Genomic DNA, 11,310 nt, shown 5'->3' with positions numbered 1-11,310 from the left:
ACGCCAAACCTGACGGTCAGCCCTCGGAGCCGCCGGCCGGGAGCCCGAAGCGCTCCCCGGGCTCCAGCCGCGCGCCGCGCGCCCAGTCGGCCGCCCGCATCTCCTTCTTGCCCTGCGGCCGCACCTCCCCCAGCTCAACATCGTGCGACCCGGTGCCGACCCGCACGCTGTTCTTGCCGACCATCGCGACCTCGCCCGGCGCCAGCTCGGCGGACTCCGGGAGCAGCTTGACCGGCCCGGTGACCTTCAGCCGCTCGCCCCGGAACTCCGTCCACGCCCCCGGCGCCGGCGCGCAGCCGCGCACCACCCGGTCGATCCGCAGCGCCGGGTGGTTCCACTCGATCCGCGCGTCCTCGACGGTGATCTTCGGCGCGAGGGTGACGCCCTCGGCCGGCTGCGGCACGGCGTGCAGCGAGCCGTCCTCGATGCCGTCCATGGTGGCCGCGAGCAGCCGGGCGCCCGAGACCGACAGCCGGGTGAGCAGTTCGCCGCTGGTGTCGCTCGGGCGGATCTCCTCGGTGATCACGCCGTAGACCGGACCGGAGTCCAGGCCCTGCTCGATCAGGAAGGTGGACGCGCCGGTCACCTCGTCGCCGGCCAGCACCGCGTGCTGCACGGGGGCCGCGCCGCGCCAGGCGGGCAGCAGCGAGAAGTGCAGGTTGACCCAGCCGTGCTTGGGGATCTCCAGGGTGCCGGGGCGCAGCAGCGCGCCGTAGGCGACCACCGGGCAGCAGTCGGGGGCGAGTTCGGTGAGCCGGGCGACGAAGTCCGGGTCGCTGGGCTTCGCCGGCTTGAGGACCTCGATCCCGGCCTCCTCGGCGCGCTGGGCGACGGGGCTGGCGACCAGCTTGCGCCCGCGCCCGGCGGGGGCGTCGGGGCGGGTGACCACCGCGACGACCTCGTGCCGGTCGGAGTCGATCAGCGCGTCCAGCGCGGGAACGGCGACCTCGGGGGTGCCGGCGAAGACGAGACGCATCAAGTGCCTTTCTGCAAACGGGGATCAGGAGAGGACGGACTCAGCGCGCCGAGCCGAAGGTGCTGTGCGGGGATATCTTGACGACCGGTGCCGGTCCGGCGCTCCAGTCGCTCTCCCGGATGGCCTTCAGTGCGGCCTTGCGCTGCTCCCGGTCGAGCCGGTCGATGAAGATGATGCCGTCCAGGTGGTCGGTCTCGTGCTGGATGCACCGGGCGAGCAGCTGGGTGCCCTCGACCGTGACCGGATCGCCGTACATGTTGAAGCCCTTGGCCACCACGCCGTAGGCGCGCTTGGTGTCGTAGCGCAGTCCGGGCAGCGAGAGGCAGCCCTCCGGGCCCTCCTGCTCGTCCTCGCTGAGCGACAGGTCCGGGTTGATCAGGTGGCCCGTGACGCCGTCCACGTGGTACGTGAACACCCGTAGCGAGACGCCGAGTTGAGGCGCGGCGAGGCCGGCGCCGGGGGCGTCGAGCATGGTGTCGGTGAGGTCGCTGACCAGGTTGCGCAGTTCCTTGTCGAAGGTGGTCACCGGCTGGGCGGTGGCCCGCAGGACGGGGTCTCCGAAGAGACGGATCGGCTGGATCGCCACGGGGTACGGGCTCCTGTCCGCGAGGGCACGGGCTTTCGGGCAACGACTGGTTCACCGCAAGTCTATGCAACTCGCCCGAGCGCTCCGACGGGCCGTCCCCGGACGCCCACACCGGCTTCCGACGACGCCCGCACCGCCCTCCGACGACGCCCACACCGGCTTCTGGCATATCCCGAGTCGCCGAGCGGCGTTACCCCGGCCCCCGCTTCGGCGTTGGTCAAGAGAGATTGACCGGGGCCGGGCGCACGGGACACCGCGCCCCGGCCGAGCTGAACCGTACGGAAGGTGGCACGTAGGCCATGGCCGAGCAGATCAACCACGACGCCCGGGCGCGGGCGAGCCTGCACCTGCTGGTGCGGGACATCGAGCGGGTGAGGCGCCAGGTCGATGCGCTGCGGACGCTCACCGCCCAGTTGGGCAACGTCTACCGTCCGCGCCGTCCGAGCACCTCGGCCGGCTTCGTGGTGTACGGACGGGCGCCCGCACCGACCGTGCGCCTGGCGCAGGAGCTGCGGGAGAGCGTGGAGACCCTGGTGGCGGCGGCGGTCGAGTTCGACCGGGCACTGGGCTTCTCCTGGGACTCGGTGGGCTCCGCCCTCGGGGTCACCAAGCAGGCCGTGCACCGGCGCTACGGCATGCGCCGCCCCACCAGCGAGCTCCTCGCCGCCAGCGGCGCCGTCCCGGGCCCCAGCCGCCCGGACCGCTCCGAGGAGCTCCCCGCCCCCATCGAACGCAGCGGCCTGGCCACCACCGTCCCCGCCGCCCGCCAGGGCGGCCTGGACCGCGCCGCCCTTGACCGCGCCCCGATCGAGCGCACCCCCATCGACCGCACCCCCATCGAGCGCACCCCCATCGAGCGCACCCCCATCGACCGCACCCCCATCGACCGCAGCGGCAGCATCGACCGCCCGCAGCCCGACCGCACCGGCATCCCCCTCCGCGGCTGACCGACCCCGCCAGAACCGGGCCATCCCGGGGCGGGGTGGCCCACTCACCCCGCCCCAGCGGCCCGGTCGACGGGCCACTGCCTGACGGCCGCACCCGACGACCACCATCCGGTGTCCGCCACCCGAGGCCCGCCACCCGCCACCCGCTACCCGATGTCCGTCGGATCCACCCGCACCCGCACCGCCTCCGCCGTCCGCAGCGCGATCCGCGCGATCTGCGCCGCCTTGAGCGCCGCAGCCAGCGCGGCCCCCTGCCCGGGCGCCACCCGCAGCAGCGCCCGCTCCTGCTCCTCCCCCCGCAGCGCGGCCACCGGCACCGGCCCGAGCACGTCCGCGCCCTCCGGCAGCCGGATCAGGTTCAGCAGATCGGCGACGGCCGCCGGGCTTCCGCTCACCGAGGCCATCCGGGAGACCGGCGGGAAGTGCAGCTGCGCCCGCTCGTCCCGTTCCAGCCCGGCGTGCCCGAGCGGGTCCCAGCGCACCAGCGCCTGCACCGGCCGGGCCGACGGCTCGGCGACCACGACCACCGTCCCGCCCTCTCCGGCCGGCCGGGAGAGCGCGGCCGCCGCCAGCCAGAGCCGCAGCGTCTCCTCCCCGGCCCGGAGGTCGGGCCGACTCAGCAACGCCCAGCCGTCCAGCAGCAGTACGGCCCCGTACCCGCCGCCGTCCTCGACCACCGGCTCGGCGCCCGGGGTGGAGATCACCAGGGAGGGCTCGTCCGGCACGGTGTCCAGCACCGCGTCCCGTCCCGAGGTCCGCACCGGGATCCGCGGGAAGGCCTTGCCGAGTTCCTCGGCCGTGCGCCGGGCGCCGACGACCTGCGCCCGTAGCCGGAAGGAGCCGCACTCGGGGCAGTGCCAGTCGTTCTCCACCTCCCCGCACCACCCGCACCGCAGCGCGGCGTCCGCCGAGGGCGCCTCCAGCGGCCCCTCGCAGCGCCGGCAGCGGGCGGGGGTGCGGCAGCGCCCGCAGGCCAGCCGGGGCACGTAGCCGCGCCGGGGCACCTGGATGAGCACCGGGTGCCCGGCCGCCAGCGACTCCCGAGCGGCCTCCCACGCCACCGACGGGAGCCGGGCGGCCTGGGCGGCGGCGTCCCGGTGCTGGTCCTGGTCGGTGACGGTGCGCACCCTCGGGGCGACCTGCCGGACCGTCTCGCGGTCGGCGACCAGCGGCCGCGCCCAGCCGGTGCTGACCAGCTGCGCGCCCTCCACCGTCACCGCGTGCCCGCCGAGCAGCACCGCCGCGCCCTCCTCGGCGGCGCGCAGCAGCGCGACCTCGCGCACGTGCGGGTGCGGGGCGCGCGGGTCGCTGTGGCTGCTGTCGCCGTCGGACCAGACCACGACCAGCCCGAGGTCGCGCACCGGCGCGAACATGGTGGCCCTGGTCCCGATCGCGGCGTGCACCGAGCCGCGGCTGACCGCGAGCCAGCGCCGGTAGCGCTCGCGCGGGCCGAGCTCGGCCTCCAGCGCCATGTGCATCCCCGGTCCGAGCAGTTCGGTCAGCGCCTGGTCGACCCGGGCCACCGAGCGCCGGTCCGGCAGCACGACCAGTGCGCCGCGCCCGCCCGCCAGCGTCGCCGCGACGGCCCGGGCGATCTCGTACGGCCAGCCGGGCCCGGGCAGCGCCGCCCACACCGCGCGCGGCGAGCCGCCGCCGGCCAGCGTGGCGAGGAAGTCCGGTCCGGCCGGGTAGCGCTGCCAGCCGCCCGGCGCCGGGGGCTGGGGGCGCGGCAGCGGCGGTGGCGAGGGCTCGGCCTCGGCCTTGGCGTGCCTGGGCGGTACGGCCAGTTGCAGCACGTCGGCCAGGGTTCCGGCGTACCGGTCGGCGACGGTGCGGCACAGTCGCAGCAGCTGCGGCGAGAGCACCGGCTCGGGTGAGAGCACCTGGGCGAGCGGGGCGAGCGGGCCGGCGAAGTCGCTCTTCTCCAGCCGGGCGACGATGAACCCGTCGTGCAGTTCCCCGCCCTCGCGCTGGCCCTTGACCACCCGCGCCCCGAAGCGCACCCGCACCCGGGCCCCCGGTTGGGCCTCCTCGGCCATGGCGGCCGGCACCTCGTAGTCGAAGAACTTGTCGATGGTGAGCACGCCCTTGTCCACCACGACCCGGGCCACCGGCAGGTGCTCGGCCCGCTTGGCCCCCTTCCACGTCCGGGGCTTGGCCCGCTTCACCGTCTCCCGGATGAACGCCAGCTGCTCCGGCTCCCCTGTGTTGCTCATCGCTCTCAGTACTACCAGGTCACACCGACAAACCACACACAGCGAAAACGGCGCCCACCCCCGAACGAGGGCGGGCGCCGCTTCACACCACGGGTCAGTCCTGGACGGCAGCCTTCAGCTGCTCCACCCGGTCCGTGCGCTCCCAGGTGAAGTCCGGCAGCTCACGGCCGAAGTGGCCGTACGCGGCGGTCTGGGAGTAGATCGGGCGCAGCAGGTCCAGGTCGCGGATGATCGCGGCCGGACGCAGGTCGAAGACCTCGGAGACGGCCTTCTGGATGGTGAGGACCGGCACGGTCTCGGTGCCGAAGGTCTCCACGAACAGGCCGACCGGCTCGGCCTTGCCGATCGCGTACGCGACCTGCACCTCGGCGCGGGCGGCGAGGCCGGCGGCGACGATGTTCTTCGCCACCCAGCGCATCGCGTACGCGGCCGAGCGGTCCACCTTGGACGGGTCCTTGCCCGAGAAGGCGCCGCCACCGTGGCGGGCCATGCCGCCGTAGGTGTCGATGATGATCTTGCGGCCGGTGAGGCCGGCGTCGCCCATCGGGCCGCCGATCTCGAAGCGGCCGGTCGGGTTGACCAGCAGGCGGTAACCGTCGGTGGTCAGCTTGATGCCCTGGTCGGCGAGCGCCTTCAGCTCCGGCTCCACGACGAACTCGCGGATGTCCGGGGTGAGCAGCGACTCGAGGTCGATGTCGCTGGCGTGCTGGGTGGAGACGACCACGGTGTCGAGGCGGACGGCCTTGTCGCCGTCGTACTCGATGGTGACCTGGGTCTTGCCGTCGGGGCGCAGGTACGGGATGGTCCCGTTCTTGCGGACCTCGGTGAGCCGGCGGGAGAGGCGGTGCGCCAGGGTGATCGGCAGCGGCATCAGCTCGGGCGTCTCGTCGGACGCGTAGCCGAACATCAGGCCCTGGTCGCCGGCCCCCTGCTTGTCCAGATCGTCCTCATCGCCTTCGACCCGGGCCTCGTACGCGGTGTCGACACCCTGCGCGATGTCGGGCGACTGGGCACCGATGGACACCGACACGCCGCAGGAGGCGCCGTCGAAGCCCTTCTTGGAGCTGTCGTAGCCGATCTCCAGGATCTTGTCCCGGACGAGCTGGGCGATCGGCGCGTACGCCTTGGTGGTCACCTCGCCGGCCACGTGCACCTGGCCGGTGGTGATGAGCGTCTCCACGGCGACCCGGGACGTCGGGTCCTCCCGCAGGAGAGCGTCAAGGATGGTGTCGCTGATCTGGTCAGCGATCTTGTCGGGGTGTCCCTCGGTCACGGACTCCGAGGTGAACAGGCGGCGAGACACAGCGCTCCCTGGGGTTGCAGCGGCTGCTGACTGAAGGCCCCCGGCGAACCGGGGACATCCGGAAAGACTTGATTCCTGGAGTGTAACGGTCTGCTTCCGCCGAACGTCACCCGCTTCCGGAAATCAAGACCGTTCTCGAGCGGAACCCGATCAGTTCCGACCCGGTTCCAACCGCTTTGCGACCAGGTCCCAGACGACGTCCGCGAGCGCCTCCTTCGGGCCCACCGGTACGGGGGTCTCGCTGCCGTCCGAGCCCAGCACCACGGCCTCGTTGACGTCCTGGCCGAAGGCCTTGCCGTTGCCCACCTCGTTGACGACCAGCAGGTCGCAGCCCTTGCGGGCGAGCTTGGCGCGGCCGTTGGCGAGCACGTCGTCGGTCTCCGCCGCGAAGCCCACCACCAGTTGACCCGAACGGGGACGGTGCGCCGACAGCTCGGCCAGCACGTCGGGGTTGCGGACCAGCGCGACCGGCGCCGGCTCGACCCCCTCCACCTTCTTGATCTTGCCGGTCGCGTACTCGGCGGGCCGGAAGTCCGCCACCGCCGCGGCCATCACCACGGCGTCCGCGTCCTCGGCCGCCTTCAGCGCCGCCTCGCGCAGCTCCAGCGCGGTCGAGACGTGCACCACGTCCACCCCGGCCGGGTCGGGCAGCTCGGCGTTGGCCGAGATCAGGGTCACCCGCGCGCCGCGCGCCGCCGCGGTCACGGCGAGCGCGTAGCCCTGCTTGCCGGAGGAGCGGTTGCCGAGGAAGCGCACCGGGTCCAGCGGCTCCCGGGTGCCGCCGGCCGAGACCACCACGTGCCGCCCGGCCAGGTCGGTCGGCACCGGCCCGCCGCGGCGCAGCACGGCCCGGCAGGCGTCGAAGATCGCGGTCGGCTCGGGCAGCCGCCCCTTGCCGGTGTCCTTGCCGGTGAGCCGTCCGACGGCGGGTTCCAGCACGATCACGCCGCGGCGGCGCAGCGTGGCGACGTTCTCCCGGGTGGCCGGGTGCTCCCACATCTCGGTGTGCATCGCGGGCGCCACGACGACCGGGCAGCGGGCGGTGAGCAGGGTGTTGGTCAGCAGGTCGTCGGCGAGCCCGTGGGCGGCCTTGGCGATCAGGTCGGCGGTGGCGGGGGCGACCACCACCAGGTCGGCCTGCTGCCCGATCCGCACGTGCGGCACCTCGTGCACGCGCTCCCAGGTCTCGGTAGCGGCCGGGCGGCCGGACAGTGCGGCCCAGGTGGCCTCGCCGACGAAGTGCAGTGCCGCCGCGGTGGGCACCACGGTGACCTGGTGGCCGGATTCGGTGAACCGGCGCAGCAGCTCGCACGCCTTGTAGGCGGCGATCCCGCCGCTGACGCCGAGGACCACGCGAGGAGCGTCCGCGTTCGCGCTCATGGACCGACCTTTCTCCGCAGCTGGGACCCGCCCACCCTACGACCCCTCAGTTGCCACCCGCACGGTGCCCCACCTCACAGCGAACACCCACAGCGAGCACCCACAGCAGACGCCGGAGAGCCCGGCGGCCCCGACCCAGAACGCCGGAGGGCCCGGCGGAAAGATTCCGCCGGGCCCTCCGGTGAAGGTACGGGACTGCCTCAGGCAGCCTCGACCGCCTCGGCGGTCAGCATGCCCGCGTTGATCTCGCGCAGCGCGATCGACAGCGGCTTCTCGTGCACGTGGGTGTCGACCAGCGGGCCGACGTACTCCAGCAGGCCCTCGCCCAGCTGGGAGTAGTACGCGTTGATCTGGCGCGCGCGCTTGGCGGCGTAGATCACGAGGCTGTACTTCGAGTCGGTGGCCTCAAGCAGCTCGTCGATCGGCGGGTTGATGATGCCCTCGGGCGCGGTCATGGAAGAGGACACGCGAAAACCTTCCGAAAGGGTGGAAAAGACTGACAGGTCAGGCTACACCGAGCAAGGCTAGCAGTTCGGCCGCCACCTGCTCGACGGAGGTGTTGACAAGGGTGGTGTCGAACTCGGGCTCGGCCGCGAGCTCGACCTTGGCCGCCTCCAGCCGCCGTTCGATCACGTCCTGCGGTTCGGTGCCCCGGCCGGTCAGCCGACGGACCAGCTCGTCCCAGCTCGGCGGGGCCAGGAAGACCAGCTGGGCGTCCGGCATCGACTCGCGCACCTGGCGGGCGCCCTGCAGATCGATCTCCAGCAGGACGGGCTCGCCACGCTCCAGCTTCTCCAGCACGGCCGCGCGCGGGGTGCCGTAACGGTTCCCGGCGAACTCGGCCCACTCCAGCAGCTCGCCGTTGGCGACCAGCTTGTCGAACTCGTCGTTGTCGACGAAGTGGTACTGGACCCCGTTCTTCTCGCCGGGCCTCGGGTGCCGGGTGGTGGCCGACACCGAGAGCCAGACCTCGGGGTACATCTTCCTCATATGAGCGACGACCGTGCTCTTGCCGACCCCCGAGGGGCCGGAGAGCACGGTCAGCCGCGGACGCTCACTCATGCACCGATTATCCCGGATCGCGGACGATCCCGGGACCACGGGGGCACGGTCAGGCGGCGCCACCGCCGAACTCCCGCTCCAGGGAGGCGATCTGGTTCGTGCCGAGACCGCGGACACGGCGGCTCTCGCTGATGCCGAGGCGCTCCATGATCTGCTTGGCACGGACCTTGCCGACGCCCGGAAGGGACTCCAGCAGGGCCGACACCTTCATCTTGCCGATGACGTCGTTGTCGTTCTTGCCGGCCTTGATCACCTCGTGCAGGGAGGCGCCGGAGTGCTTGAGCCGGTTCTTGACCTCGGCGCGCTCCCGGCGAGCCTCGGCGGCCTTGGCGAGCGCGGCGGTGCGCTGTTCAGGGGTAAGGGGCGGAAGAGCCACGCCGTTCACCTCAGGGTGTGGAAGGAAGGGATTGAGCTATGACTGGTTTGGTACCGAGGACACCGTCCGCAAGGGGAGCCCAATGGGGAACCACAGGGCCCTGACCTGCGGGAGCTACGGGATTCGCGGCTCTCCGATGACCTATCGCCGGACACTACCCGCATTGCGGCGCCACGTCAGGAAAAGAACACGAAAAGTCCTGGTCAGCCAAGGCCGACCAGGACTTTCCAGGGCAAAATGACCGCGATTGCGAAACTTTGACGGGCCCGATGTGACGGCGCTCACGTCAACTCCCGTGCCGCGCCGCCGTCCTGCGGACACTGCGCACGGTCACCGCGCGCTCACCGAACGGCTACCGGCCGGACGCCCTCCGCTACTTGACGGCGTCGGCGAACTCCCCGACGAAGCGCTCCGCGGCCTCCCTCAGCGCCGGCACCGACGGCCCGTGCTTGAGCACGTCCCGGCTGACGCTCGGCACCACGTTGATCACCGAGGCGCCGAACACCCGCGGCAGGTCCGCCATGGTCGCGCCCTGGGCGCCGATCCCGGGGGCCAGCAGCGGGCCGTTGATGGCCAGGTCCACGCCCGCGTCGGCCAGCGTCGCGCCGACCACCGCGCCGAAGGAGCCCAGCGGCGCGGCGTCCGCGTTCTCGGCCGCCAGCTGCCGCAGCACCGCCGCCGCGACCGGCTCGCCGTCCGCACCGACCGCGCGCTGCACCTCGGCGCCCTCCGGGTTGGAGGTGAGCGCCAGCGCGAACACCCCGCAGCCCTGCTCGCGGGCCAGGTCCAGGGCCGGGCGCAGCGAGCCGAAGCCCAGGTACGGGCTGACCGTGACGGCGTCCGAGAACAGCGGGCTGGTGGGCGCCAGGAAGGCCTCCGCGTAGGCGGCCATGGTGGAGCCGATGTCGCCGCGCTTGGCGTCCATCAGGACCAGCGCGCCGGCCGCCCGGGCCTCCTCGACGGTCTTCTCCAGCACCGCGACGCCCTTGCTGCCGAAGCGCTCGAAGAAGGCGGCCTGCGGCTTGAGCACGGCCACCCGGTCGGCCAGGGCCTCCACCACGGTGCGGCTGAAGGTCTCCAGTCCGGCGAGGTCGTCGCCGAGCCCCCAGGCGGAGAGCAGGGAGGCGTGCGGGTCGATGCCGACGCAGAGCTGGCCGCGGGTGTCGAGGGCCTGGCGCAGCCGGGCGCCGAACGGGGCGAGGGTCATGTCGTCCTTTCCGAGGGTCGTGCGGGCGTTCCCGGGGGGCACGCGGGGGGTTCCCGGGGCCGTGCGGGCGTTCCCGGGGGTCATGCAAGGCGTTCCCGGGTCGTGCGGGCGTTCCGGGGGTGGTGCGGGCGGTTCAGGAACCGCGGACGGCGCTGCCGACGGCCGCCGCGAGGTCGCGGAAGCCCCCCGCGCGGACCCGGGCGGACAGGCCCCGGTGGATCCGGCGGCACCAGAACGGACCCTCGTAGATGAAGGCGCTGTAGCCCTGCACCAGGTCGGCGCCGTGGATGATCCGCTGCCAGGCGTCCTCGGCGGTCTCCACACCGCCGACCGAGACCAGCGTCAGCCGGCCCTCGGTGCGGGCGCGCAGCCGCTGCAGCACCTCCAGGGCACGGGCCTTGAGCGGGGCGCCGGACAGGCCGCCCATGCCGATCTCCTCGACCCGCTTCGCGTCGGCCCGCAGGCCCTCGCGGCCGATCGTGGTGTTGGTGGCGATGATGCCGTCCAGCCGCAGCTCCAGGGCGAGGTCGGCGACCGCGTCGACGTCCTCGTCGGCCAGGTCGGGGGCGATCTTGACCAGCAGCGGCACGTGGTGCGCGGTGGTGCGGTCGGCGGCCTCGCGCACGGCCGCGAGCAGCGGGCGCAGGTGGTCGACGGCCTGGAGGTTGCGCAGTCCGGGGGTGTTCGGCGAGCTGACGTTGACCACCAGGTAGTCGGCGTACTTGGCCAGCCGCTCGGTCGACTTGACGTAGTCGGCGACGGCGTCGGCCTCCTCGACCACCTTGGTCTTGCCGATGTTGACGCCGATCACCGGGGTGGAGCTGGTGTGCGGGCGGGCGGCCAGCCGGGCGGCGACCCGGGCCGAGCCCTGGTTGTTGAAGCCCATCCGGTTGATCAGCGCGCGGTCCTCGACCAGGCGGAACAGCCGGGGCGTGGGGTTGCCGGGCTGGGGCTCGCCGGTGATGGTGCCGATCTCGACGTAGTCGAAGCCGAGCATGGCCAGGCCGTCGATGCCGACGCCGTTCTTGTCGAAGCCGGCCGCGAGCCCGAACGGGCCGGGCAGGTCCAGGCCGAGGGCCCGGGTCCGCAGCGCCCGGTCGCGCGGGGCGAGGACCAGCCGCACCAGGGTGCGCAGGCCGGGGACGGAGGAGGCGAGCCGGATCCAGAAGAAGGCGAGGTGGTGGGCCTTCTCGGGGTCCATCTTCTTGAAGACGAGGTCGAACAGAAGCTTGTACAAGGGGGTCAACTCCCGGAACG

10 protein-coding genes and 1 pseudogene are annotated in these 11,310 nt (G+C 73.1%); 1 reads left to right on the top strand and 10 read right to left on the bottom strand.

Going from position 1 to position 11,310, the window contains the following annotated elements; translation table 11 throughout:
- Positions 1-16: 16 nt before the first annotated feature.
- Positions 17-976, bottom strand: a complete 960-nt coding sequence (gene fmt / locus O1G21_RS31470; protein ID WP_270148417.1) for a methionyl-tRNA formyltransferase — start codon at positions 974-976, stop codon at positions 17-19.
- A 40-nt stretch (positions 977-1,016) separates the two neighbouring features.
- Positions 1,017-1,562: a peptide deformylase gene (gene def / locus O1G21_RS31465; RefSeq protein ID WP_270148415.1), complete on the bottom strand. Its 546-nt coding sequence runs from the start codon at positions 1,560-1,562 to the stop codon at positions 1,017-1,019.
- A 299-nt stretch (positions 1,563-1,861) separates the two neighbouring features.
- Between def and O1G21_RS31460 the strand changes: the two are divergent.
- A pseudogene (locus O1G21_RS31460) lies at positions 1,862-2,213 on the top strand (hypothetical protein); the annotation flags it as partial.
- Positions 2,214-2,655: 442 nt separating this feature from the next.
- On the opposite strand, the gene O1G21_RS31455 reads toward O1G21_RS31460, so the two are convergent.
- From O1G21_RS31455 to O1G21_RS31420, 8 genes are all read right to left on the bottom strand, one after another.
- On the bottom strand, positions 2,656-4,725 hold the full coding sequence (locus tag O1G21_RS31455) for a primosomal protein N' (RefSeq protein WP_270148414.1): 2,070 nt from the start codon (positions 4,723-4,725) through the stop codon (positions 2,656-2,658).
- Positions 4,726-4,819: 94 nt separating this feature from the next.
- Positions 4,820-6,028 carry a methionine adenosyltransferase gene (gene metK, locus O1G21_RS31450; protein WP_270148412.1) on the bottom strand — a complete coding sequence of 403 codons (1,209 nt, stop codon included), beginning with the start codon at positions 6,026-6,028 and terminating at the stop codon, positions 4,820-4,822.
- Between the two features lie 150 nt (positions 6,029-6,178).
- Complete coding sequence (gene coaBC / locus O1G21_RS31445; RefSeq protein ID WP_270148410.1) at positions 6,179-7,408, bottom strand: bifunctional phosphopantothenoylcysteine decarboxylase/phosphopantothenate--cysteine ligase CoaBC; 1,230 nt, start codon at positions 7,406-7,408, stop codon at positions 6,179-6,181.
- A gap of 200 nt (positions 7,409-7,608) precedes the next feature.
- The gene (gene rpoZ, locus O1G21_RS31440; RefSeq protein ID WP_030056185.1) at positions 7,609-7,875 is read right to left on the bottom strand and encodes a DNA-directed RNA polymerase subunit omega; all 267 of its coding nucleotides are present in this window, start codon (positions 7,873-7,875) and stop codon (positions 7,609-7,611) included.
- Between the two features lie 37 nt (positions 7,876-7,912).
- Entirely contained in the window at positions 7,913-8,470 is a 558-nt protein-coding gene (gmk, locus tag O1G21_RS31435; protein ID WP_270148408.1) for a guanylate kinase, read from the bottom strand.
- A gap of 49 nt (positions 8,471-8,519) precedes the next feature.
- Positions 8,520-8,846 (bottom strand): integration host factor, actinobacterial type, encoded by a 327-nt coding sequence (mihF, locus tag O1G21_RS31430; protein WP_030290269.1) that lies wholly within the window; start codon positions 8,844-8,846, stop codon positions 8,520-8,522.
- A 373-nt stretch (positions 8,847-9,219) separates the two neighbouring features.
- On the bottom strand, positions 9,220-10,053 hold the full coding sequence (gene pyrF / locus O1G21_RS31425) for an orotidine-5'-phosphate decarboxylase (RefSeq protein WP_270148407.1): 834 nt from the start codon (positions 10,051-10,053) through the stop codon (positions 9,220-9,222).
- 133 nt (positions 10,054-10,186) lie between these two features.
- Positions 10,187-11,290, bottom strand: coding sequence for a quinone-dependent dihydroorotate dehydrogenase (locus tag O1G21_RS31420; RefSeq protein WP_270148406.1), 1,104 nt, complete (start codon positions 11,288-11,290; stop codon positions 10,187-10,189).
- Positions 11,291-11,310: the final 20 nt, after the last annotated feature.

The sequence above is a fragment of the Kitasatospora cathayae genome (assembly GCF_027627435.1).
Lineage (GTDB): Bacteria > Actinomycetota > Actinomycetes > Streptomycetales > Streptomycetaceae > Kitasatospora > Kitasatospora cathayae.
The sequence above is the reverse complement of the archived record's forward strand: the minus strand, read 5'-3'. Positions and strand labels throughout refer to the sequence as shown.

Excerpts from the sequence above, each read along its gene's own strand:
- fmt (WP_270148417.1), bottom strand. The coding sequence starts at position 976 with ATGCGTCTCGTCTTCGCCGGCACCCCCGAGGTCGCCGTTCCCGCGCTG.
- coaBC (WP_270148410.1), bottom strand. The coding sequence starts at position 7,408 with ATGAGCGCGAACGCGGACGCTCCTCGCGTGGTCCTCGGCGTCAGCGGC.
- O1G21_RS31455 (WP_270148414.1), bottom strand. The coding sequence starts at position 4,725 with ATGAGCAACACAGGGGAGCCGGAGCAGCTGGCGTTCATCCGGGAGACG.
- gmk (WP_270148408.1), bottom strand. The coding sequence starts at position 8,470 with ATGAGTGAGCGTCCGCGGCTGACCGTGCTCTCCGGCCCCTCGGGGGTC.
- pyrF (WP_270148407.1), bottom strand. The coding sequence starts at position 10,053 with ATGACCCTCGCCCCGTTCGGCGCCCGGCTGCGCCAGGCCCTCGACACC.